The organism is Mesorhizobium sp. LjRoot246, assembly GCF_964254115.1.
GTDB lineage: Bacteria > Pseudomonadota > Alphaproteobacteria > Rhizobiales > Rhizobiaceae > Mesorhizobium.
The window spans coordinates 2,143,336-2,166,699 of sequence record NZ_CAXUSN020000001.1; the positions used below are offsets into that span (position 1 = coordinate 2,143,336).

Genomic DNA, 23,364 nt, shown 5'->3' on the forward strand with positions numbered 1-23,364 from the left:
GCATGACGCTCTCCAGTCGTACGGATCGATCTTCGGGAGTGAGCTTTGATGCAATCGGAATTCTTCTCGCTCGACGGGATATCGAAGCGCTTCGGCGTCGTGCAAGCGCTCGACAACGTCTCGATTGCCTTCCGGCAAGGCGAGGTGCTCGCTCTGGTCGGCGAGAACGGGGCCGGCAAATCGACGATGATGCGCATTCTCGAGGGTGTGTTCGGGCCGGACAGCGGCACAGTGCGGCACGGTTCAACGCCGATCGTTTTCGGCGAACCGCGCGACAGCCACAGGGCTGGGATACGCGTCATCCATCAGGAGCCGGAGATCGTTCCCAACTTGACGGTGGCTGAGAACATTTTCGTCGGCGAACTGCCGCGGCTGGCAGGCGTGCTGCTCGACTGGCGCAAGCTCGAGGAGCAGACCGACCGGGTGCTTGCGACCTTTGGCATGCAGAAGGACATGCGGCCGCGGCAACTCTGCAGCACGCTCGGTCCGGCGCAACGCCAGATGATCGAGATCATGCGCGCCATCCGTGCCGGCGGTCGGCTGATCGCATTCGACGAGCCGACATCGTCGCTGACCGATGACGAAGCGCGACGCCTGTTTTCAGTGATCCGCCGATTGCGCGAAGAGGGCACGTCGATCGTCTACATCTCTCACCGGCTGAACGAGATCATCGACCTGGCGGACCGCATTGTCGTTTTGCGCGACGGTCGGCTGGTCAACGATTCGCCGGCGGCAGGCGCCAGCGAACAGGGCATAGCCAAGCTCATGGTCGGGCGCGACATTGCAGATCTGTTCACCCGCGAGACGTGGCGGTCAGGAGAGCCGTTGCTGGACGTGGTGGGCTTGACCACCGACCGCGTCAGCGATGTCAGCCTCAAGATTCGCCGTGGTGAAGTGGTCGGCATCGCCGGCCTCATGGGCGCGGGCCGATCCGAACTGGCAAAGGCGATTGTCGGCTATGATCGGCGCCTCGCTGGTACCATAGCGATGAATGGCGTGTCCGTTCCCCCCAACAGTCCGCACGCGGCGATCGTCGCGGGCATCGGTTTTGCCCCGGAAGACCGCAAGCACGAGGCGCTGCTCCTGTTTCGAAGCATTCTCGACAACGCCGCGCTTTGCGTGCCCGACAAGACGTCGAGCTTCGGTTTCTTCAACCGGCGCAAGGCGCTGGAGATTGTCTCGCCGCTGGCAGCCAAGATGTCGATCAAGGCACCCAACCTTGACGAGCAGGTTTCGAAACTGTCGGGCGGCAACCAGCAGAAGGTCGTTCTGGCGCGCTGGCTTGCCCGGCAGCCGATGCTGCTCATCCTCGACGAACCGACCCGCGGCATCGATATCGGCGCCAAAGCGGAAATCTATCGGCTGATCGATGAACTGGCGGCGAGCGGCATCGGCATCATCCTGATTTCTTCTGAAATGCCGGAACTGATCGGGCTCGCCGACAGGGTTATGGTCATGGCGGGAGGCCGGATCACGGCCGAACTTTCCCGCCCCGACATCGACGAGGCGACGATCCTCAAACACGCCATGCCGCAATCCGCACCAGTGCTCGGAGACCACATCCAATGAACAGCCTCGAGCTTCGCGCATCGAAAGTGCAGACGGACGCCAGGGGCGCTTCCTCGCGTGTTGTGGAACGCGTCGGCGTTCACAATATCAGCCTTTTGGTCGCGCTGGCCATTCTCATTGTCATCTTCGGCTCGCTACGCGGCGACGTTTTCTTCTCCAGCCGAAACCTGCTCAACATCGGCCTCGGCATTACTATCCTCGGCGTGCTGGCAATGAGCCAGACCGTGGTCATTGTCGCCGGCGGTCTCGATATCGCCGTCGGCGCCATTGTCGGCCTGACCACCGTATCGACGGCGATGGCCATCCAGGCGACCGGGTCGCCCGCGGCCGGTATCGTTGCCGGCCTTGTGCTTGGCGGTCTCGCCGGTCTCGTCAACGGCATCATCATCACATACGGGCGGGTCAATGCGGTCATCGCCACGCTCGGCACGATGGCGATCTTCCGCGGCATCGCTTTCATCATGTCCGACGGCCAGTCGATCGCAATCTTCAGCGACACGTTCCGGTTCATAGGCATCGGACGGATCCTCGGCCTGCCGCTGCTGATCTGGATTCTTGTGCTGACCGCGATCGTGTTCCATCTGTTCCTGGCGCGCTCGATCGTCGGCCGCAACATCTATGCGCTGGGCGGCAATCCCGTTGTCGCCCGCTTCTCCGGCATAAACATCAACCGCTACCGCGTCGGCATCTACATCATGAGTGGCGTTGCCGCCGGATTGGCCGGGATTCTGCTGGCCGCCCGCACCGGTTCGGGTCAGCCCGTGTCGGGATCCCAAGGCCTGGAACTCGAGGCCATCACGGCTGCGGTGTTGGGTGGCTGTGCCTTGCAGGGCGGCAAGGGAACGATTGTCGGCGCACTGCTCGGCGTCGCCATCATTGGCGTGCTCAACAACGGAATGATACTGACGTCGGTGCCAACATTCTATCAATTGCTTGCCAAGGGCTCGCTCCTGATACTGGCTGTCGTAATTGCCGAGTATCATTTGAACAGGACATGACGATGGACGCGGCCGCCGCTTCGATTGATCAAGGCAAGCAGGAGCTTTCTGCTGGGGGCAGCGGCACGTCGTCGCTCAAGGATCGCATCGCCCGCGATCTCGGGCAGCGTATCCTTGCAGGCACATACGCACAGCACGAGGTCCTGCCGACGGAAGCCGAACTGTGCGTCATCTACGGCGCCAGCCGCACCGCGCTTCGCGATGCGCTTCTGACGCTTTCGGCCAAAGGGCTGATCGAGGCGCGCAAGCGGGCCGGGACCCGCGTGCGCGTGTCGAGCGAATGGAACAGGCTGGATGCGCAGGTTCTCGAATGGATGCGCGATATCGAGCCTGATCTCGATTTCGTCCGCGGCTTGATCGAGGCGCGGCTGGTGATCGAGCCGGCTGCCGCCCAGCTTGCCGCCATGATGGCGACCTCGGGCGATCTCGCGGTGATCGAAGCGGCCTATGAGGCCATGCGTATCGCTCCGGAGGACGACCTCGCTGCCTGCCTTGATGCCGACGTCAGGTTTCATACGGCCATCCTTCGCGCCAGCCGTAACCCGGTTTTCGCCAATCTCGGCAACATGCTTGCCGCCGCGCTGAGCTTCTCCTTCCGATTGACCACATCGGCCACCGCCAACTATCAGCAGACACTCAGCGCGCATGGCGATGTGCTGGAGGCAATCCGAATGCGCAGGGTCGACGACGCTCACGACCAGATGAAAGCGCTCATCGGGATCGCGTCGAATGACCTTCTTGCCGTGGCTCGCAAAGGCCGACGTGCCCAAATGCCGGCTCGCCTTGATGATCCAGACTGTTGAAATTCGAAGCGGAGACTTGTCCGCCGAAATCGTTCCGTCGCTTGGGGCGGGACTGGCGCGTTTCAACTACGGCCGCGTGCCGCTCTTCAGACCATGGCCGAACGGCGGCAGCGGGAACCCGTTCGATCTTGCCTGCAATCTGCTTTTGCCGTGGTCAAACAGGATCTCTGGGGGCGGATTCATCTTCGAGCACAAATTCCACGAATTGCTTGCCAACGTTACCGGCGAGCCGTTCCCCATTCACGGCAACGGATTTTCGCAGGAGTGGGAGGTCGACAGCTTGGCGCCGGACAAAGCCAGGCTGTCGCTCGTCAGCGACGGACCCGGCCCATACCGGTATCGCGCCGAGGCGACCTACGCACTGACCGGACAGGCGCTCGAACTGCAGCTTCTGATCGTCAACAGCGCGCCGGTCAGGCTGCCGTTCGGGCTTGGCATCCATCCCTGGTTCCCAAGAACCGCCCTGACAACGCTTCACGCCCCGGCGTCGCAGGTTTGCCTCGAACTGCCCAGCCATCTCCCCGACAGGTTCGAGGATGTAGAAACCCGTCCCGATTGGGATTTCGCCACGCCGGCCGCCTTGCCGAGCGGTTGGATCAACAATGCCTTTGCCGGCTGGGACGGCGTTGCTTCCATACGTTGGCCAGAGCAAAATTGCGGCCTCAGGATAGAAGCGTCCCCGGTCTTGAACTTCTATCTGGTCTATTCGCCATCGCAGGCGAGCGACTTCGTCTGTTTCGAACCGGTCAGCCATGTCGTAGATGCCCACAACCGCGGTTCGGTCGACAAATGGAACGGATTGTCGGTGCTTAGCCCTGGCGAGAGCTTGGTGGCCGATTGCAGCTTCACTGTCATATAGAGCGACCACTCACCGGCGATGTCTGCTTTCAGGAATCGACAAAAACCCTACTACCGACATCCGGCGCATAGCGGTCGTTCACGTCGCGCTGTCCGCAAATGACCTTCGGGTCATAAGCAGAACTCCCCCCGCTACTCCTCCCCCCGCTTCTGCGCGATCAAATCCAGCCGCTCGCGGTCGGAGCGTTGGCGCTCGTCGCGGTTACGCACGTCCTTGTAGGCGCGCTCGACCATATTGGTGCGGGCGGTGGCGGCGGCGATGAGGCTGGCTTCCTGTTTCGCGCTTGCCAGGTTCGCCTCCTGGCGCACGACCGCTTGGGCAATGCGGCGGTGGTAGAGATCGGGAAACAGGGCGGAAAGCGAATCGGCCCGGTCGAAATGGCCGACCAGTTCCCTGGCTTCGGTCTCGGCGGCACTGGCCGCGGCCAGGAAGGTGGCGTGGCGGGTTTCGTGCAGCGCCTTCAGCTGTTCCTGTACCTTGACCAGTTTTTTCAGGCGGTCCTTGCGCGTGCTCATTTCTATCTTGCCAATGTCAGGTCGACAAAGCCGTCGACGAACAGCGACAGCATGGTGCCGACGGCGAAATAGAAGATGATCATGCCGCCGGCGATGATGAAGGGCTGCGAGATGAAATAGATCGGGATCTGCGGGGTCAGCTTGTTGACGAAGCCGATCGTCAGATTGACGAGAATGGCATAAGCGACAAACGGGCTGCCGAGGCGGATGACCAGGAAGAAGGTGTCCGAGACCGTGTCGGTGACATCGACCAGTGCCGCCTGCGGGTTGAAGAAGATGTTGACCGGCGCGACCGTGTAGGACGACACCAGCGCGCGTATGATCTCGTGGTCGAAATCGAAGACGAACAGCATCAGCAGCGCCGAGAACGAGATGATGGCGGCAAGGGCCGCCTGGGGTTCGGGCTCCTCGATCGCCGGCCCGCCGGTGCCGCCATAGCCGATCAGCATGGCGATGGCCGAGCCAATGAAGCGCAAGGCTTCCATGTAAAGCCTGGTCATGGCGCCGATCAGGCCGCCGACCAGAAGTTCCGAGACGATCATCGGCACCAGGATCTGCGGGCGCGGATCGACGAAGGGAAAGATCTTGTCCCACAGGAAGGCGAGCAGGCCGCCGGTTGCGGCGACCGCGACGAACAGCCTGATCTGGACCGGAATGCGGGCGCTGGACAGGCCGGGCATCAGCATGAAGCAGGCGCCGATGCGGCAGAAGGCGAGGAACGCCGCGATGACGACGCCTTGCGAAAGCACGCTCACGATATGGTTCCGAGCACCCTGATCTCGACGCCCTTGGCGATTTCGACGTGGCTGAGCACCGGCAGCGTGGTGAACAGCCGCTCGATGATCATGCGCACATAGGGGCGGGCGTCGGGCGCGGTGACGAGGACGAAACGCTCACCGGCTTCGAGATGTTTCTTGATCGCCTTGGTGGCGTCCTGGCCGAATTCCTCGAGCTGGCGCGGGTCGATGTCGAACTCGCGCACCTCGCCCTTGGCGTCGCGCTTGAGGCTCTGGTGGAAGGCGAGGTCCCAGCGGTTGCCGAGGCGCAGCACCTTCAGCACGCCGCCCTCGGAGAGGTCGCCGCAGATCTGCTGGGCCATGCGGATGCGGACATGCTCGACGATCTGCTCGGTGCGGCGCACATGCGGCGCGATCTCGGCGATCGCCTCGATGATCAGGTGCAGATTGCGGATCGAGACCCGTTCGGCAAGCAGCAGCTTCAGCACCGCCTGCAGGCCGGGATAGGAGATGTGCGTGGTGCAGATCTCGTCGGCGAGTTTGCGGTATTCCTGGTCCTGCCGTTCGAGCAGCGCCTTCATGTCCTTGTAGGACAGAAGCTGCGGCAGGTTGTTGCGGATCACCTCGGAGAGATGGGTGAGCAGCACCGACATGTTGTCGGCGAAAGTGTAGTTTTCCCGTTTCAGATCCTCGGCGAAGGCTTCGACCACGGAATAGGCGCGCATGCCGAAGGCCGGCTCGCGGATTTCCTCACCGGGTATTTCGGGTATGTCGCGGTTGCCGAGCAGCACCATGATCTCGCCGACGCGCATCTGGTATTCGGCGACCACGGTGCCGTGCACCTTGATCTGGTAGCTCTTCGGCGGGATGGCGAAATCGTCGGCGACACGCACTTCCGGCACGACGAAGCCATACTGGGTGGCGAATTTCTTGCGCATCTTGCCCATGCGGAAAACCAGTTCCTGATGCGACGTCAGCAGCCTTGTCGACAGCTGCTTGCCGATCAAAAGCTCGATCTCGGCGGTGGCGAGCGAGGCCTTGACGGAGTTCTTCTCCTCCTCGACCTTGGTTGCCTTTTCCTGGTCCTTGATTGCCTCGGCTTCGGCGAGGACGCGGTTGGCGCGCATCGGGATGACGTAGCCGAGGCCGGCCATTCCGGCGGCGAGCGCGAAGAACGGAAACAGCGGCAGGCCGGGCATCAGGCCGAGCAGCACGAGCAGCGATGCCGCCACGTAGAGGGCGCGCGGATGGGCGCCGAGCTGGCCGAACACCGCCTGGTTGGTCGAACCGCGGGTGCCGCCCTTGGAGACGAGCAGGCCGGCGGCCAGCGACACGATCAGCGCCGGGATCTGGGTGACGAGACCATCGCCGACCGAGAGCTTGATGAACACATCGGCGGCTTCGCCCATGCCCATGCCGTGCCTGATATAGCCGATGGCGATGCCGCCGACGATATTGATGGCGGTGATGATCAGGCCGGCGATGGCGTCGCCGCGGACGAATTTCGAGGCGCCGTCCATCGAGCCGAAGAAGGAGGACTCTTCCTCCAGTTCGCGACGGCGAAGCTGTGCTGTCTTGTCATCGATCATGCCGGCGGAGAGATCGGCGTCGATCGACATCTGCTTGCCGGGAATGGCGTCGAGGGTGAAGCGCGCGCCGACTTCGGCGATACGGGTGGCGCCCTTGGTGATGACGATGAAGTTCACCACGATCAGGATCATGAAGACGATGAGGCCGATGACGAAGTCGCTGGCCATCACCAGCTTGGAGAAGCCGGCAATGACGTAGCCGGCCGCATGCGTGCCCTCATTGCCGTGCGACAGGATCATGCGCGTGGTGGCGATGTTGAGCGACAGCCGCAGCATGGTGGCGATGAGCAGAACGGTCGGGAAAGACGAGAAATCGAGCGGCCGCTGGATCCACAGCGCCACCATCAGGATCAGCACCGACAGCGCGATCGAGAAAGCGAGGCCGATGTCGATGAGAAAGGCCGGGATCGGCAGGAACAGCACTGCAAGGATGATGACGATGCCGATGGCGAAGAAGACGTCGCGGCCATTTTTGGCCACCGCGCCGGGCTGGATGCTTTCGCTGATCGCCATGTCGTCCTCAAACCCATAAACTGCCGAGCGCGCGACAGCCCTATGAGGGTAGCCCGCCAAGCTTGCGCGAGGGTGGGAGACTGGCTACTGCGCCTTGAGATGCGTCTTCGAAAGGAAAACCCATGCTTCTGATCATCGGCACGATCCGCGTGCCGCCCGGCAAGCTCGAGGAGGCGCGGCCCGCAATGGAGCGCATGGTTTCCGGCAGCCGCGCCGAGCCCGGCTGTCTCGAATATTCCTACGCGCAGGATGTCTTCGATGCCGGGCTCATCCGGGTCACGGAAGTCTGGAGCGACAGGGCAGCGTTGGACGCGCATTTCGCCTCGCCGCACATTGCGGACTGGCGTGCGAGCTGGCCGGCACTTGGCATAGGTGAGCGCAACCTCGTGCTCTATGAAGCCGGCGAGCCCACGCCGACCTGATCCGCCGGCCGGTTGATGCCACAATGGCGCCTTGTCTGTCGCCAATGTGGTGTCTGTCGTGGTTGCCATGCCGTGTCGCCGGGCGTATCAGGCGGGCTTTCCACTGCCTCTTCTGATGTCGGCGAGCCGCCCAGTGCTTTCCAGAAATCGACCGCCCAGAAATCGACCGCAAGTCTACGCCCGCCGGCTGCGCGCGGTGCTGATCAGGTCGCTGCCGCTGCTTGAGGCGCGCGGCATCGTTGTCGTCATTCTGGCCGGCGTCGTCGGCGTCATGGCGGGCATATTGGTCACGGCGATGAGCCAGATCGTGCAGGACCTCCACGGGCTGTTGTTCGGCGTCCAGCCCGGCGGCCGGCTTTCAGGCATGTTCTCGCTCGCCAACCCGATGCAGGCGCTGATCCCGGCGATCGGCGGCATCCTGCTTGGGCTGACGGTGATCTGGCTCCGGATACGCAAATTCCGCACGCCGATCGATCCGATCGAAGCCAACGCGCTCTATGGCGGGCGCATGTCGCTGACCGACACCTTCATCATCGCCGGCCAGACGATGATCTCCAGCGGCTTTGGCGCCTCGGTCGGGCTGGAGGCCGGCTACACGCAGGTCGGCTCGGGCCTGGCTTCGCGGTTAGCGCGCATGTTCAGGCTGCGCCGCAACGATGTTCGCATCCTGGTCGGCTGCGGTGCGGCGGGCGCCATCGCCGCCGCCTTCGATGCACCGCTGACCGGTGCCTTCTACGGCTTCGAACTGGTCATCGGCATCTACTCGGTCGCCAATGTCGCGCCTGTCATGACCGCCGCGATTTGCGCTTCGCTGACCGCAGAAATGTTCGGCGGGGTACCGTTTCCGCTCGAACTTTCGGGCCTGCCGGCGCTTACCCCAAGCCAATACGTGCCGTTCCTGCTGCTCGGGCTGCTCGGCGGTGCCGCCTCGATCGCCATCATGCATCTGGTGACGCTGATCGAGCGCGGCTTTGCCAGGCTGTCGGTCGATACGTCGCTGCGCCCCGTCATTGGCGGTGTCATCGTTGGCATGTTGGGGCTGATCACACCGCAGGTCCTGTCCAGCGGCCACGGTGCGCTGCATCGCGAATTCTCGATGAACTACGGCCTGGCCGTGGTGGCCAGCGTCTTCGTGCTCAAGCTGGCGGCATCGGCGGTCTCGCTGGGATCGGGCTTTCGCGGCGGATTGTTCTTTGCCTCGCTGTTCCTCGGCGCCCTGCTCGGCAAGGCGTTTGCGGATGTGATGCTTGTCATCTCGCCGGCAACCGGCATCGACCCCGCCGTTGCCGCCGTCGTCGGCATGACGTCGCTCGCTGTCGGTGTCGTCGGCGGCCCGCTGACCATGACCTTCCTGGCACTGGAATCGACCCGCGACCTGACCCTGACCGGCGTTGTCCTGGCGGCCTCGATCATGTCGGCGATCCTGGTGCGCGAGACCTTCGGCTACTCGTTCTCGACCTGGCGCTTCCATCTGCGCGGCGAGACCATCCGTAGCGCCCACGATGTCGGCTGGATGCGCAGCCTCACCGTCGGCTCGATGATGCGCAAGGACATCAAGACCATCGATGCCGCGACGACTCTGGCGGCCTTCCGCAAGGAGGTGCCGCTCGGTTCGGCCCAGCGCGTCATCGCCGTCGATGCCGGCGATCACTATGTCGGCGTGCTGATCGTGGCCGAACTGCACAGCGACCTCACCGACGGCGAGGTGACGGTGCGCGATCTTGCCAAGTACAAGGACGCGGTGCTGGTGCCCAGCATGAACGTGCAGGCCGCGGCCGAAACGTTCCAGCGCGCGGGCGCCGAAGAACTCGCGGTGGTCGAGGATTTCACCGACCACATCGTGCTGGGGCTTTTGACCGAAGGCCATCTGATGCGGCGCTACGCCGAGGAACTCGACAAGGCGCGCAGGGATTTGTCGGGCGAGGGGTAGGCCCCCGGAGTCAATGCTCGATCGGTCCCTTGGCCATCACAAGCGCCGTGCCGGCGGTCGTCGGGCGCTCGATCATGCGCCGCACGCGGGGCGGCTCGCCGCCGCTGTGCAGCGCCCGCAGGCGCTCGCCGATGACGGCGTCGGCATGGGTGATGCGTCCATTGTGCCTGATATATTCGATCCAGGTCGGCGTGTGATAATGCTCGATCCAGACCGCTGGATTTTCGAGGTCGCGCGCTAGCGTCCAGTTGCGGGCGCCGTCGCGGCGGCGGATGCGGCCGCGTTCGGCCATGATGGCGAGGAACTCCGACACGTCCTCCTGCCGGATCACATACTCGATCATGATGGCGATGGGGCCGCTGCGCGGCTTGAGGTCGAGCGCCAGGTGCGGTTCCCTGAAGCGATTGAGCGGGTCGAGGTTGAGCACCTGCTGTTGCGGCAGCGGCAAAAGCAGGCCGATGGCGCCGCCGGCCAGCATGGCGATGCTGGCGGCGATCAGCGCGGTTTCAGCGCCATGCGCATCGGCGACGACACCCCAGATCCAGCTGCCGAGCGCGATGCCGCCGAAGGTCGCGGTCTGGTAGACCGACAGCACCCGGCCGACCACCCAACGCGGCGTCGCCATCTGCACCGTGACGTTGAAATGCGAAAGCGCGATCACCCAGCAGGCGCCGCCGACAAGCAGGCCTAGCGACGTCTGCCAGGCATGATGGCTGACGGCGGCATTGAAGGCGCAGACGGCGAAGCCGGCGAATGCACAGCGCACCATGGTCTCGCTGGAGAGCAGCTGCCGCAGCCTGACGCTGATCAGGGCGCCGCCGACCGCGCCGATGCCGAAGGCGCCGAGCATGATACCATAGGTCAGCGCATCGCCCTTGACGACATCGCGCGCCACCAGCGGCAGCAGCGCCAAGACAGCGCCGGCGCTGAAGCCGAAGGCCGCACCCCTGACCAGCACCTTGCCGATGTTGGGCGACATGGCGACATAGCGCAGGCCAGCGCCCATGGCGGCACCCAGCGACTCGCGCGGCAAGGTTGATACCGGTACGTCCGGCTTCCAGCGCGCCAGCACCAAGATCAGGCCGACATAGCTCACAGCGTTGGCCGCGAAGGCGGCCGCCGCACCGGCAGCGGCGACGATGATGCCGCCGATCGCCGGACCGACGCTGCGCGTCAGGTTGAAGCCCATCGAGTTGAGCGCCACGGCGGCCGGCACCTTGTTGCGAGGCACGATGTCGCCGACCGAGGCCTGCCATGACGGGCTGTTGAGCGCCGTGCCGCTGTCGATCAGGAAGGTGAAGGCAAGCAGCGTCCATGGCGTGATCAGGCCGGAATAGGTGAACAGAGTCAGCAACACCGAGACGACCAGCATGAAGATCTGGGCGACCAGCATCACCTTGCGCCGGTCGAAACTGTCGGCGATGGCGCCGGCAACAAGCGCAAACAGCATGATCGGCAAGGTGGTCGAAGCCTGGACCAGGGCCACCTGATAGGGCGAGGTGGCGATCGTGGTCATCATCCAGGCGGCGCCGACGCCCTGGATCAGACCACCGAAATTCGAGACGAGACTTGCGCCCCAGACGGCGCGAAAAATGCCGTGCCGGAAGGGCGCCAGCGCCGAGACGCTCTCGCTGTCCGGCTTTTCGTCAATCATCGGGGGTTCCTGCCATGTCGTGCCGATTCGTCGGATGATCCGTTTGCTCAGATCATTTGCCGAAAGTAGGGCATGGCGCCGCAAAGGGCGAATGGCTTTCGAAAAAGCTCATGGTCCAACAAGGAGATAGAGGCGGTCCACGCCCTGTCTCCCGGCACGCCCGGAGGCACTTGGGAATTGGCGGGTGCCCGTCTTCGCGCAATTGCGGACGGCATGTCGCGGCACACCTTCCTGGAGCGGGCTCAGAACCCGTTCTGGATACGCTCGAAGATGACGTTGGTGAAGGCCGATATCTGGCTGCCGATGAAGGGGCCGGTCAACGCCACCACCAGCATGATGGCGACGATCTTCGGCACGAAGGTCAAGGTGATCTCCTGGACCTGCGTCAGCGCCTGGATGAGAGCGATGCCGATGCCGACCGCCATGGCGACCAGCACCACCGGGGCGGACGCGGTGAGCACCGTCCACACCGCGTACTGGACGATGTCGAGAGCGTCGGCCTCGTTCATGGGACTTGCCCTGCCGGAAGCGTCAGCTCGCGGCCTTGACCGAAACTCCCGCGCCGACCGCGACTTCGGTGCCGTTTTGCAGCACGGCGATAAGACCGCTGCTGGCGAGGCGGACCGACGCCACGGTGCCCGTGGTCTTGCCGTCGGCGGAGGTTATCGAGCGCCCGATCAGAGCGTCGGCCTGCGACAGCGCCGAGGACTGCATGATCTGGTCGAGCTTGGTGTTGCTCTGCACCGATTGCTCGACCTGTGAGAAGGTGGCGAGCTGGGCGACATACTGCGTCGAGTCCATCGGCTTGGTTGGATCCTGGTTCTTCATCTCGGCGATCAGAAGCTTCAGGAAAGACTGGTAGTCGACCGCTGTCTTCGAAGTCGACGCGGTGCCCTGGTTGGCGCCGGCCGGTATCGTCGTCGTCATGTCCACGTTCATCATCGTGCTCCCACAGCCAGCGGGCGCTCGGCACCCGGAACATCGTCATTGCCGCCCAGCGCGCGGCGTTCGAGCGGATAAAGCGCGCGGATTGCCTTCAGCGCCTCGTAGATATGATCCTCGCCGACCATGCGGTCGATCTGTTTCAGCGCGGCGCAGATCTGGCTGTCCTCGAAGCTTGCCAAAAGCAGCGGCAGCGAACGGCGGAACATGTCGCGCGCGGCGGCAGCGCCAACCGGGTTCATCAGCATGACCTGCAGGATGAAATACAGCTGCTTGAGCGGCGTGGAGGCGTCGTCGGCCTGGATCACATGGCTTTCGAGCAGGAACTGGACGTCATTCATCAATTCGACGGTGACCTTGCGGTCGACCCGGATGACCGCGCCGTTGATGTAGATCTTCTCGTTCGGCTTCAGCGATATCTTCAGCGTGTTGGTCATTGAATGCCGTCCCTGATGATCTGGGACACCTCGATCAGCCCTTCGAAATTGTTGGTGCGGCCCTGGCGGATGTCCTCCGCCTCGCGCAGCAGCCACAGGCCGATGGAAATGAGGTTGGCGCGCAGTTCCTTGGGCAGGGCGTTGTCGCTCGAGCCGAGATCCTCGACGAAGGCGGTCCAGACGCGGTTGGTGAAATGCAGGGCTTCGATCGCCTCCATCGAACCGAGGCCGGCCGCCGCCGCCGCCGCCAGCATGTCGATCGAGCGCGTCAGGAGTTCCCGCTCGCGGTCCTTCGCGTCGGCAACGGAGGTGCTCTGGATGTCGGCGTAGGAGAATTGGTACATCGGTGGGGCTCTACCGTTCCGTTAAGCGTTGTCAGGTCAGGTAATTCAACAGGCTGAGCTGCTGCAGGCGTGCCGTCAGCGCGAAGGACGTCTCGATATGCTGCGTCAGGTCGGCGACGCGGGTCGCGGCTTCGGCCGGATCGACGGCTTCCAGATCGAGAATGTGCCGTTCGAAAAGGTCGACCTGCGTCGTCATCCGGTCGTTTGCATCGGAAACCCGCTTCTGGACGATGCCGGTCTCCGACTGAATCTGGCCAATGCCGCTTAACGCCTCGCCGACCAGCAAGGTGGAACGGCTGACGACCGTATTCTTCGCGGCCTGGCTGATGTTGCTGGACATCAGGCTGCCGACCATGGCTGCCGCCATGGCGAGCTTCTGGATGCCGATGCTGTTGGCGCTGGTCGAGGTCGGCGTGGTTTCGTTGAGGGCGATGCGGCTGACGATCTGCTGGTCGGTGGCGTTCGACCAGTTGCCTTGCCAACCCGCGCCCGTGAACTGCGGCGCGACGTCATTGGTGATGAAATCGTCCATCTGGGCGGCGGTGATGTCGGCTGCGAGCGGATCGTCCTGGGTGAAGCCGAAATTGGCGACGAAGGCTGCGTCAAATGCCGTCTTGGCGGGCGAGCCGGCGGCGGTGAAGTCGTTGATCGGCTTGACGTCGGTGTTGGTGCCGGCGAACAGGTATTCGCCATTGACGCTGGTGTTGAGGATCGAGGTCAGCTGCTGGATGGTCGCCTTGCCGGAGGATTGGGTGAGACTGTTGGAAGAATCGCTTGATGAAGCGGTGGTCAGGGCCTTCAAAAAGGCCTGCGCAGCCGTGGAGAGCTGACCAAGTGAGGTCTGTGTCGAGGAAAGCCGGGCGCCGACCAGGCCGTTGGAATCGATGATGACGTTGAGCCGGTCGAGATCGCGCTGGAAGGTGACCGCCTGGGTGGTGCGCCCGCCGAGAGCCAGGCCGACGTCGGCGACCCTGCCAGTCGAGGACTCTTTCGTGGCTTTGACCAGCTCGGCCTGCATGCGCATCTGCTGGGAGCGCATGGCATTCGATATTGCGGCTGAGGAGACTGAAGTCATGGTTTATCCCACCGCGTTGAGCAAGGCTGCCATCATATCGTCGACGGTTTTCATCATTCGGGCCGATGCCTGATATGTGTGTTCGAGGTCGAGCAGAAGCGACATTTCCTGGTCGACATTGACGCCGGTCGCGTTGGACAGCGCCTCGGCGCTGCGCGATGCCAACGCTTCCTTGGCGTCGGAGGCGGTCGAAGCCTGCTGGCGCACGCCCTCGAACCAGCCGATTGAACTGGCCGCATAGTCGGAAACGCTGGACGTTGCCGAAATCCCGGCGGCGGGGTCGAAAGTCATCGGCTGGTCGAGCCGGTCGCCATAGGCAATCAGAAGCGTGGAATAGGATGCACCGCCGGTGTTGGCGACATAGGCCGCGCCATTGGCGCCGCCGTCGCGCAGCAGCGTCGGGCTGCCTCCCGTGCTCGGGTTCATCGCCGCGTTGACGCTGATGGACGCGGCAAGGCCGTTGACCAGCGTGCCGGCGGCCGGGATGGCCGGCGCGCCCGACCAGGTGAACAGGCCGGCAGCATTGGGCATCGAAGGTGCGGTCTCGGCAAAGGCGGTGATCAGGCCACGCGCGGTCTCGTCGAGCTGGCTCTGCATGGTCGAGGCGACGCCGTCGCGCAATTGCAGCAGGCCGGCAAGCGTGCCGCTGGCGCTGGTGTTGCCGCCGGCTCCCGCCGAGATCGGCACATTGTCGATATAGACGGCATTGCCCGCGGCACCCGCGGTGTAGCCAGCCGACGCCGCGAAGGTGACCGTACGCGGTATGGTTTCGAACAGCGTTGTGCCGTCGCCGGTTGTGATGACCATGTCATTGTCGCCACGCGTGAAGGTCGACACCGGGACATAGTTCGAGATCTTCTTCAAAAGCGCGTCGCGCTGGTCTAGCGCATCGGAAACATCGGTGCCGGAACGGGTTCCGGACATGACGGCCGTGTTGGCATCCTGGAACTGGCTGAGCAGCGAGTTCAGATCGTCGACGGCCGTGGCGATCTGGCCGTCGGTCTGGGTGCGGAAATCCTGGACGGCCTTGGAGCCTTCATTCAGCGAGCGCACGACCTGCTTGGCGGCGTCGATGACGGAGGCGCCGAGGTTCTGGTTCGACGGCGAGGTGGCATAGAGCTGCAGCGCCTGCTGCAGGTTGGCAATCGCGGTCGAGGGCGAGGACGCATCGTCGACGCCATTGACCGCAACACCCAGCTGATCCATGCCGCTGTAGAGCGCGTTCTGGCCGCTCCAGGCCGACAGCGCGGCGAGGTTCTGGCGGAACAAAAGCTCGTTGGTGGCGCGCTGGATATCAACCGAACGCGCGCCCGGCGCCGTGCTGGTGACGACGGCCTGGCGGCGCGAGTAATCCGGATTGGAGGCGTCGGCGACGTTGCGCGAGACAACGCTGGTCTGTCGCGCGGTGTTCATAAGCGCCGACTGGGCGATACTCAATGCGGTAGACAGTGACATGCGGGTCTTTCGCGGGCGGCGCCCGTCTTATCTCTTCAGGTTGACAAGGACGTCCATCAGATCGGAACCGGTCTGGAAGACTTTCGAATTGGCGGTGTAGCTGCGCTGCGCCGCGATCATGTTGGTCAGTTCTTCGGCGATATCGACGTTGGAATTCTCGAGCGCGCCGGAGATGATGGAGCCGAGCTTGCCTTCATTGGCAAAGCCGACACGAACCGCGCCGGAATCGGTGCCCTGCGAGTAGACGTTGCCGGGCAGTGCGGCGAGCTGGTCCGGGCTCTGCACGTCGGCGAGCGGAATCTTGTAGAGCGGCTTGGTGGAGCCGTCCTTGTACTGGGCGTAGATGGTGCCGTCCTTGCTGATCTGGACCTTGTCGATGGTGCTCGGCGCGTTGCCGTTGACCTGGGCGTCGGAAACCGTGAAGCCGGTGCCGAGCTGGGTCAGTGCCGACAGGTCGAGTTTCAGAGTGGCGCCGTTCGGAACGGTAAATGAAACGCTGGTGGGCGTGCCGGTGAGCTTGCCGGTGGTGGTGTCAAAAGTCAGATTGGCCGAGCCCAGCAAGCCGCCGGCGGTGTAGGGAAACGATGTTCCAGGAGTGGCCTTCGACTGATCGAAGACCGCTACTTGCCAGGTGCCGGCGCCGGTGTTTGTGAAATAGACGTCGAGCAGCTTCTTGTTGCCGAGGTTGTCATAGGCAACCATGGAGGATTTCGACGTGTACTGCGCGCTCGCGCCGTTGGCGGCGGGCAGGTTGGCGACGACCGTGACTGGTGTCGCGCCTGCCGGCAGGTTGCCGGCATAGCTACCTTGGGTGCTCGGCGTTGCGGTCATTCCCTGGTCGGAGATGACAACCGGGACCAATCCCTCGAAACCGTTCACCGTCGCTGCCGGCACGCCATTTTCGTAGCTGTAGGCCATCAGCTGGAAGCCGGCCGAGTTGACCAGCCTGCCCTGGCCATCGGGAACGAAGGCGCCGGCGCGGGTCAGGTAGGGCGTACCGCTCGGATCCTGAACGACAAAGAAGCCATCGCCGCTGACGGCAAGGTCGGAGACCGAGGTCGTGTACTGAAGCACGCCCGGATCGCTGACCGCCTGACGGATCGTCGTGGTGACGCCGCCGGAATTGTAGGCGCCGCCGGTCGAGGGCATGACCAGCGTCGAGAATTCGGCGGAGGACCGCTTGTAGCCGGTGGTGTCGGAATTGGCGATGTTGTCGGCGACCGTCGACAGGCGGTTTGCCTGCGCGTTCATGCCGGAAACGCCGGTCCGCATCATTCCGTAGAGGCTCATCGAAACGTCTCCGCTGTGTCCATGCCACTGGCTACGAGGCTACGCGTGTTTTCTTGCGCGAGGCTGGCGCGGCGCTGCATCAGAAGACGAGCCGGTAGCCGAGGAAACGCTTGGAATCGATCGGGTCGGTGCCCAGCTTCTCGCGCAGCTTCTTGCGCAGTTTGCTGATGTGGCTTTCCACCACGTTCTCCTCGACCTCTTCGTCGAAGATGCCGTAGATGGCGTTGAAAACCTGGGTCTTGGTGACGCGGCGACCGCGATTGCTTGCCAAATATTCGAGGATGCGGCGCTCACGGCGCGGCAGGGGCAGGGGCTGACCGTCGATCTCGGGGTCGCGACCGTCCATGAAGATGCGCATGGCGCCGATCTCGGTGTAGGCGACATCCTCCTGGGCGCGGCGGCGGATGGCGGTGATGCGGGCCAGGATCTCCCTGATATGGACGGGCTTGCGAATGACGTCGTCGACGCCGCTCTCGAACAACCGCAGCGTGTTCTCCAAGGAATGCTGTTCGCTGAGTGCGATGACCGGGGCGCCGGTGCGGTCGCGGATCTGGCGCGGAGAGATGGAGCCTTCACGGCAATCGCCGATGAGGAAGGCCCTGACCGAGCGCAGATCGGTGTCGGCGGCCGAATTCACCCACTCACCGAATTCGCCGGATGCAAAGCCCGCACAGGCGATGCCCTCACGATCGAAAAGTGAATTGTATCCCTCTGTTACGAGCTCGCGCTCGTCAACGATCACAATCATCGGCCCCGCCTTCCGAATCAAATCATTTGCCCCGTGAGGAGAGGCGTATCCGCTGGCGAGAATCCTGAACAACCGTCATTTCTTGTAGCTAGTTTCTTGGGAGTCTGGAATCGCATCGGTTGCATTAGCGCGCGGCCAGATATGCTTTCCGAGGCAAGATCGGACCAAGTCAAAGCGACAAATCTGGTTTGCACGCTTGGCCCATTGGACGCAGGAAATACGCTTACGGGTTGCAGAAGCCGCGGGCGTTCGCGGTCCATTTTCCAAAGCCGGTGGCGACCATGTTGGCAATGACACGGCAGACATAGATCTTCTGCGCCGGGTCGTTGTCGGGGCCGGCATGATAGCGGGCGACAGCCATCGACCAGGTCTCGTGCCGGGCATGGAGACTGGCCAGGAAGCGCGCCGCATAGTCGACGTTCTGGCGTGGATCGAGCATGTCCTCGACGCTGCGGAAATGCGATGCGTGGTAGTGGTGGTTGATCTGCATGCAGCCCAGATCGATCAGCGTCTTGCCCTCGCGACGGGCATTGGCGAAGGCGGCAAGGGCCTCGGTCCGGCTCCTCGGGAAGACCGCTTTTCCCTCTATATTCAAGGCGTTGGGTTGAAGGCTCCCCTTGTTGCCGGTCTCCGTCAAGCCAACGGCATAGAGGATGCCGGCGGGCACGCCATAGCGATCGGCGGCGCGCAGGATCTCCGGCTCGCAAGGGTTGGCCGCGGCTGCGGCAGCGCCTGCCACGTTAGATAAAGATATCGCCGCCAGCGCGCTCGCGAGAAGGCGAAGTGCCACGGCCGTAATCCTGCGCGTCATCGTTGCGGTTCCCTGCGGATTGCTGGCCCGGTTGCTGACCGCCCGCCCCGCCATTGCCGCCACCCGGGTTTCCAGGTTGGAACGATGACGGGTCGCGGTCTGACGCCGCCGGCAAGGGGGCGGTTGCATCGGTGCGGGTTGTGGAGGGAATTGCTACCGAGGGTTGTAGGATTGTGACCTTGTCAACCTCGAAGCCGAGCCCCCGCAGCGACTTGACGATGGCCTCGCTGTCGGCGGACAGCCGACGGTGGGCGTCGTGCGTTTCGGGTTTCAACTCAATCGAAAGTTGTTCTCCGGAGAGGCGAAGATGGGCCGTCACCATGCCGAGTTCGGCGGGGTGAAGCTCGATCTTCAACACATGTGTCGCAACGGCAACAGGGCTGGCCAGCTGGGCGGCCACGGATGAGGCTGAAGGCGCGTTTTGCGGGCCGCTATCGGCGGCTACAGCGTTGATGACATTGAGGGCTGCCTGGCTGATGGGATTTTGCGGCGGCGCGGGGAAGCTCTGTTCGGACACCACGTCGATGCGCGCAGCAGACAGGGACTGTTTTCCGACTTCGGGCCGCATCGAGGATTGGACATCCCCGATACTCCTCATCGTCGGCGCGGTGTGCTTCGGCTGCACGCCGGGCACGTCGGCAGCCGGTGCGTCCGGCAACTGGGCCGCCGCCACCGTGCTGTCTCGTTTCAGCGCATTCGAGGCAGTGCCGGCAGCGGTTGCGAACTTGCCGTCAAGTTCGGTCAAAGGCCCGTCGACGATCGAAGCCTGCTCCGGCTTCGACATGGTTTCGAGAGCTTCGCGTCCGCCCGAGGATTTTGACCGGTAGGTCTTCGGCAGCGGAGCCTGCCCTTCGAGCGCCGGGTCAGACGGGCTCTCGCCAGGTCCCGCGTCGCGCCCGGCCGCCTTGGCCGACGTCGAGAAATGGCGCAAGTCATGCAACGCGATCAGCAACGACAGGTCGTCCTGAAGCGGCGCGGCATCGGCGTCCGGCGCCGTCTCTTCGGCGTCGGCATCGTCCTTGTGCGTTCGTGCTCCCAGGTCATCCTTGCCGATTTTCACCGTCGGCGCTTTGAACGAGACGGTCTTTCCGGGAGCAGCCAATGCCGGTTCGGCCTTGCCGCCATGCCCGGCGGCGAGTTTACCCCAGCGCTTGTCGCGCGTTCCCATCTCGGTCGACGGCTGCCGTTCCGGGCGGGCAGGACTAGCATCGCCGCGCAGCATCTTGCCGAAGCCGGAATCATCATTCTTTGCGTTCGCCGCCGATTGCTCCGGCGTTCCGCGCACGGCGGCAAATCCTGGCAGGGCCGAGCCGAGGCTGGTGGTCATCTGGGGGCGGCTCCAAGCATCTGGTCGATCAGGTCGAGCTGTCGACGTGTTCTGGTCATGGCTGCGTCGGTCGGATCGGTGGCTTCGGGACCGGCCGCGGGCGACGCCGAGACCGGCATGACAGACGCTGCGTCGACGGATGTGGCAGCACCCGCCGCTGTGTCCGGCGCATTGGTGGCTGGTTCGCCGGAGGCCGCGGTGACGGCCGGTTGCTCCGAGATCGCGCCTTCGACCGGTGGCAGTCCGCTGTCATCGGCGCCTTGCGCCTTGGCGATGTCGGGCATCGGTGGCTGCGCGGCCGCAGCAGGAGCAGGCTTTCCCTCGGGAAGGGCGGCGGGCGGCGCGACGACTTCGCCGGCTATGGCCTGCGCGGCGTCGAGCAAGGCGCGGTCGCCTTCCGAGAGCCTGGTGCGGTCGATCTTGCCAAGCTTGGCGCGAACGTCCTCGATGGTGCCCGAGGTGACGGTGGAAAGGCTGGCGTAAAGCAGGGCGCGTGGATCGTCCTGGTTGGTGTTGCCGTCGCGGCCCTGCTCGGCTCGCGCCGAAGCGAAGGCCGACAGATCGTTCAGGCCGTCGATCGCGGCGCGGCGGGCGATGCGCAGATAGATCACCTTCTCGCGCTCGGAATCCATCATCGAGGTGATGTCGGCCAGCTTGTCCTGGCTGATCGACATGTGCAGCGCGATGACGCCGGAGACGAAGGAGTCGGCGAACTGGCTGGCATAGGGCGAATAGAGGTAGCGCTCGACATACTGGGTGGAGGCAAGCGCAAAGCGCGCCGCGTCGCCTTGCGCGACGGCAATGCCGACCGAACGGCGAAGTGCGGCTTCCTCGACCAGCGTGCCGGGGCTGAGCAATCTTGCCTCATCGAGCAGCCCGAGTGCGGCCGCCGGCTGATCGCCGGCAAGCAGCGAGCCTTTGACCAGGGCAAGGAAAGCGCCGAGATCGGGAGGCAGCGCCATGGGATCGATCGGCTTCAGCGCTTCGATCGCCTCACCGGGCCGGCCGTTGAGGTAGTCGATCACGCCCTTGGCCAGGGCAAGGCTTTGCGGGTCCGTCGTGGCGCGCGATGTGGCGGCCTCGACAGTCACCGGGTTGCCGCCGCTCATGCCGTAGACAAGCAGGGCGCGAAAGTTCTTGGGATCCTTGTAGTCCTCGGCATCCGCCGTGCGCAGGCGCGCATCCGCCATCTCCAGCAGCTTGGCCTGCATCGGCAGCGCGGCATGATCGCCGGCGGCAATGCGGTCCTGGACGAGCTGCAGCGAGCGCACCAGCTGATACGGCTGCAGTCCATCCTGGGCGAAGCCGGCCGACGGATGTCCACCAGCCAGCAGCAACAGGACAATCAACCGGCTGGTGACGGCCGCTCGCCTCATCCGCCGGTCGCCATCAGGATTTCAATGCGGCGGTTCGCGGCCGCCAATGGGTCTGCTGCTACCTTCGGCTGGCGATCGGCGAAGCCGGCGACCTCGGTGATGCGGCGTTCGTCGACGCCGCCGCGCACGAGCATGTAGTAGGCGGAATGCGCGCGCGCCGTCGAAAGCCGCCAATTGTCGTAGCTGTCGCTGCGAAACGGGCGTGCGTCGGTGTGGCCGTTGATGCTGATGGTGCCTTTCTGGCTGTTGACGATGCGGCCGATCTTCTCCATCGCCAGCACCAGTTCGCGTCTCGGCAGCGCCGAGCCGACCTCGAACATGCCGAAGTCGAGCTGGTCGGTGATCGAGATGACGACGCCCTTGTCGGTGGCTTCCACCGAGACGCCGTCATGCAGCTTGTCGCCGGGCTTGAAGGCATCGGCCAACTGCTGCTTGACGTCGGCCGCGGCCTTGACGGCGGCGGCGGTCGGTGCCTTTTCGCCGGTGTCGGGCATAGCAACCTTTTGCGCCTCGGGCTCGGTCTTGGCTGCGTCCGCGGCTTTGGTGTCGCCCGGTTTGATCTCGCTTGGCTTGGTATCGACGGCCTTGGCCGTTATCGTGGCGGGGTTCGCGGACTGCTTGCCTGTCGCGTCCTTGGCCAGCGGCTCGAGCGGTGCGGCGGCGACGGGGGGTACGGCTTTGACTTTGAGCACTTGTGTTTCGGCGGTCTTGTCGCCAGGCTTGATCGGATCGCCCTCGATCCTGGTGCGCTCGGCGCTGGCTTCGGCGGCGGGCGCCGCCACCTGCTGCGACCAGAAATCCGGTTCGAAGGGATCGCGATAGGAGGCGCCGCCGGAGGCGCCCGTCGCCGGGCCGGCGGTCTGCGCGCCGCCATCACCCTTCTGGCTGACGTTCTGCATGACGCCGGTGTCGGTGGCGATTTCCGAAAGCACCGCGTAAGGATCGGCGAACAGATGCTCGTCGGAGTGTTCCGCCTGCGGGAGTTCTTGCTTGTCCTGCTTGCGGTCCGCCGAGCCATCACCGTCCTGGCCGGCCTTGCTGGTCGCCTTCTTCGGATTGTCGGCCGTCGTTCCGATCGCGCGCGGACCGTCGCCGAGGTCCTCCAGGCCCTTGCGGCTCGAATTGCGGTCGACCAGCTTGACCGGGTTGAAATAGCTGGCGACGGCTGCCTTGGTCTGCTCGTTGGCGGCGTTGATCAGCCACATGACCAGGAAGAAGCACATCATGGCCGTCATGAAATCGGCGAAAGCGATCTTCCAGACACCACCATGATGGGCCTCGTCATGGTCGTCATGACCACGCCGCACGATGATGATTTCGTGGGGTCCGGCCTCGGCGACGCTCATGCCAGGACCTCGGAGAGGGTCGTCGACCATTCGGCCATGCGCGTCTCGAACACCGCCTCGTCGATGGCGACGGTGAGATCGAAGCCTGGTGCCTCGACGAAGTCGAGATTGGCGGCGCGAGGTCCGAGCGATGCCTTTAGTGTTTCGAACAGCGAGAGCGGGCCGCGCACCGCGATGCGCACCGCTTCGGCATCGCCGACCGCCTCGCGTATCGCGCTGGCGAGTACCTCGATCGAGCGTTTCTGCAGATCGTCGCTGACGATGCCGCCGATGATGCGAGCGACCGTGGCGGCGATAAGCCCTGTCACGCGCACCTCCATGGCATCGATGCGCAACGAGACCGCCTTGCCGACATCGTCGCCGAGGCTTTCGAGAAATACTCTTGCTTCCTCGGCATTGGCGCGGCGTTCGGCTTCGAGCGCGGCTTCATGCGCGATCGACAGGCGTGCCTCGAGCGCCGCTTCGGCCTGGACAACCGCTTCGGCGATCAGCGTGCCGATGTCGGCTTGCGGCGCAGGCGCCTCGGGTTGGCGTTTGGGATCGACCGTTGCCCGAGCCTGGCCGGCACGTTGCGCGCGGGTGTCGAAATCGGGCAGAAGGTCAAAGAGGGCTGCGGAGGACATG

Annotated in this window: 23 protein-coding genes; 6 read left to right on the plus strand and 17 right to left on the minus strand. The window is 64.1% G+C overall.

The genetic code is table 11. The features are described 5' to 3' along the window. Positions 1–48 precede the first annotated feature (48 nt). Genes ACSQ3L_RS10335 through ACSQ3L_RS10350 form a run of 4 tightly spaced genes read left to right on the plus strand, consistent with a single transcriptional unit; the run spans position 49 to position 4,229 of the window. Positions 49–1,569 (plus strand): sugar ABC transporter ATP-binding protein, encoded by a 1,521-nt coding sequence (locus ACSQ3L_RS10335; protein WP_436159851.1) that lies wholly within the window; start codon positions 49–51, stop codon positions 1,567–1,569. Then, positions 1,566–2,567, plus strand: a complete 1,002-nt coding sequence (locus ACSQ3L_RS10340; protein ID WP_378982846.1) for an ABC transporter permease — start codon at positions 1,566–1,568, stop codon at positions 2,565–2,567. Before ACSQ3L_RS10335 ends, ACSQ3L_RS10340 begins: the two co-directional genes overlap by 4 nt. 2 nt (positions 2,568–2,569) lie before the next feature. After that, the gene (locus ACSQ3L_RS10345; protein ID WP_436159852.1) at positions 2,570–3,370 is read left to right on the plus strand and encodes a FadR/GntR family transcriptional regulator; all 801 of its coding nucleotides are present in this window, start codon (positions 2,570–2,572) and stop codon (positions 3,368–3,370) included. 16 nt (positions 3,371–3,386) lie between these two features. Next, positions 3,387–4,229 carry an aldose 1-epimerase gene (locus ACSQ3L_RS10350; RefSeq protein WP_436159853.1) on the plus strand — a complete coding sequence of 281 codons (843 nt, stop codon included), beginning with the start codon at positions 3,387–3,389 and terminating at the stop codon, positions 4,227–4,229. A gap of 131 nt (positions 4,230–4,360) precedes the next feature. Here the strand turns inward: ACSQ3L_RS10350 and ACSQ3L_RS10355 are convergent, their stop codons facing one another. Genes ACSQ3L_RS10355 through flhA form a run of 3 tightly spaced genes read right to left on the minus strand, consistent with a single transcriptional unit; the run spans position 4,361 to position 7,583 of the window. Then, positions 4,361–4,744, minus strand: coding sequence for a hypothetical protein (locus tag ACSQ3L_RS10355; protein WP_436159854.1), 384 nt, complete (start codon positions 4,742–4,744; stop codon positions 4,361–4,363). Between the two features lie 2 nt (positions 4,745–4,746). Then, the gene (gene fliR / locus ACSQ3L_RS10360) at positions 4,747–5,499 is read right to left on the minus strand and encodes a flagellar biosynthetic protein FliR (protein WP_436159855.1); all 753 of its coding nucleotides are present in this window, start codon (positions 5,497–5,499) and stop codon (positions 4,747–4,749) included. Continuing rightward, positions 5,496–7,583 (minus strand): flagellar biosynthesis protein FlhA, encoded by a 2,088-nt coding sequence (gene flhA / locus ACSQ3L_RS10365; protein ID WP_436159856.1) that lies wholly within the window; start codon positions 7,581–7,583, stop codon positions 5,496–5,498. Before flhA ends, fliR begins: the two co-directional genes overlap by 4 nt. A gap of 122 nt (positions 7,584–7,705) precedes the next feature. Here flhA and ACSQ3L_RS10370 point away from each other — a divergent pair, with 122 nt between their 5' ends. Further along, on the plus strand, positions 7,706–8,005 hold the full coding sequence (locus tag ACSQ3L_RS10370; RefSeq protein WP_436159857.1) for a putative quinol monooxygenase: 300 nt from the start codon (positions 7,706–7,708) through the stop codon (positions 8,003–8,005). 115 nt (positions 8,006–8,120) lie between these two features. Continuing rightward, positions 8,121–9,935, plus strand: coding sequence for a chloride channel protein (locus ACSQ3L_RS10375; protein ID WP_436163407.1), 1,815 nt, complete (start codon positions 8,121–8,123; stop codon positions 9,933–9,935). Positions 9,936–9,945: 10 nt separating this feature from the next. Here the strand turns inward: ACSQ3L_RS10375 and ACSQ3L_RS10380 are convergent, their stop codons facing one another. The 14 genes from ACSQ3L_RS10380 to ACSQ3L_RS10445 all read right to left on the minus strand — a co-directional run bounded on the left by ACSQ3L_RS10380 (position 9,946) and on the right by ACSQ3L_RS10445 (position 23,363). Further along, positions 9,946–11,589: an MFS transporter gene (locus tag ACSQ3L_RS10380; RefSeq protein WP_436159858.1), complete on the minus strand. Its 1,644-nt coding sequence runs from the start codon at positions 11,587–11,589 to the stop codon at positions 9,946–9,948. Between the two features lie 242 nt (positions 11,590–11,831). Next, complete coding sequence (fliQ, locus tag ACSQ3L_RS10385; protein ID WP_095084529.1) at positions 11,832–12,098, minus strand: flagellar biosynthesis protein FliQ; 267 nt, start codon at positions 12,096–12,098, stop codon at positions 11,832–11,834. 22 nt (positions 12,099–12,120) lie between these two features. Then, positions 12,121–12,528 (minus strand): flagellar hook assembly protein FlgD, encoded by a 408-nt coding sequence (gene flgD, locus ACSQ3L_RS10390; RefSeq protein ID WP_436159859.1) that lies wholly within the window; start codon positions 12,526–12,528, stop codon positions 12,121–12,123. Continuing rightward, positions 12,528–12,968: a flagellar biosynthesis repressor FlbT gene (gene flbT, locus ACSQ3L_RS10395; protein ID WP_436159860.1), complete on the minus strand. Its 441-nt coding sequence runs from the start codon at positions 12,966–12,968 to the stop codon at positions 12,528–12,530. The genes flgD and flbT overlap by 1 nt, the downstream gene beginning before the upstream one ends. Then, on the minus strand, positions 12,965–13,312 hold the full coding sequence (gene flaF / locus ACSQ3L_RS10400; protein WP_436159861.1) for a flagellar biosynthesis regulator FlaF: 348 nt from the start codon (positions 13,310–13,312) through the stop codon (positions 12,965–12,967). The genes flbT and flaF overlap by 4 nt, the downstream gene beginning before the upstream one ends. A 31-nt stretch (positions 13,313–13,343) precedes the next feature. Beyond that, positions 13,344–14,387, minus strand: a complete 1,044-nt coding sequence (locus ACSQ3L_RS10405) for a flagellar hook-associated family protein (RefSeq protein WP_436159862.1) — start codon at positions 14,385–14,387, stop codon at positions 13,344–13,346. A gap of 3 nt (positions 14,388–14,390) precedes the next feature. Next, positions 14,391–15,842: a flagellar hook-associated protein FlgK gene (gene flgK / locus ACSQ3L_RS10410; protein ID WP_436159863.1), complete on the minus strand. Its 1,452-nt coding sequence runs from the start codon at positions 15,840–15,842 to the stop codon at positions 14,391–14,393. A 27-nt stretch (positions 15,843–15,869) separates the two neighbouring features. Further along, entirely contained in the window at positions 15,870–17,132 is a 1,263-nt protein-coding gene (locus tag ACSQ3L_RS10415; RefSeq protein ID WP_436159864.1) for a flagellar hook protein FlgE, read from the minus strand. A gap of 79 nt (positions 17,133–17,211) precedes the next feature. Continuing rightward, positions 17,212–17,880 (minus strand): response regulator transcription factor, encoded by a 669-nt coding sequence (locus tag ACSQ3L_RS10420; protein ID WP_013529780.1) that lies wholly within the window; start codon positions 17,878–17,880, stop codon positions 17,212–17,214. 223 nt (positions 17,881–18,103) lie between these two features. Beyond that, complete coding sequence (locus ACSQ3L_RS10425; protein ID WP_436159865.1) at positions 18,104–18,691, minus strand: transglycosylase SLT domain-containing protein; 588 nt, start codon at positions 18,689–18,691, stop codon at positions 18,104–18,106. Beyond that, a complete protein-coding gene (gene fliK, locus ACSQ3L_RS10430; RefSeq protein ID WP_436159866.1) occupies positions 18,621–20,018 on the minus strand; it encodes a flagellar hook-length control protein FliK in 1,398 nt (465 codons plus the stop codon). The genes ACSQ3L_RS10425 and fliK overlap by 71 nt, the downstream gene beginning before the upstream one ends. Next, positions 20,015–21,394: a chemotaxis protein MotC gene (locus ACSQ3L_RS10435; RefSeq protein ID WP_436159867.1), complete on the minus strand. Its 1,380-nt coding sequence runs from the start codon at positions 21,392–21,394 to the stop codon at positions 20,015–20,017. Before ACSQ3L_RS10435 ends, fliK begins: the two co-directional genes overlap by 4 nt. Then, positions 21,391–22,740: a MotB family protein gene (locus tag ACSQ3L_RS10440; RefSeq protein WP_436159868.1), complete on the minus strand. Its 1,350-nt coding sequence runs from the start codon at positions 22,738–22,740 to the stop codon at positions 21,391–21,393. The genes ACSQ3L_RS10435 and ACSQ3L_RS10440 overlap by 4 nt, the downstream gene beginning before the upstream one ends. After that, positions 22,737–23,363 (minus strand): hypothetical protein, encoded by a 627-nt coding sequence (locus ACSQ3L_RS10445; protein ID WP_436159869.1) that lies wholly within the window; start codon positions 23,361–23,363, stop codon positions 22,737–22,739. Before ACSQ3L_RS10445 ends, ACSQ3L_RS10440 begins: the two co-directional genes overlap by 4 nt. Between the last annotated feature and the right edge of the window lies 1 nt (position 23,364).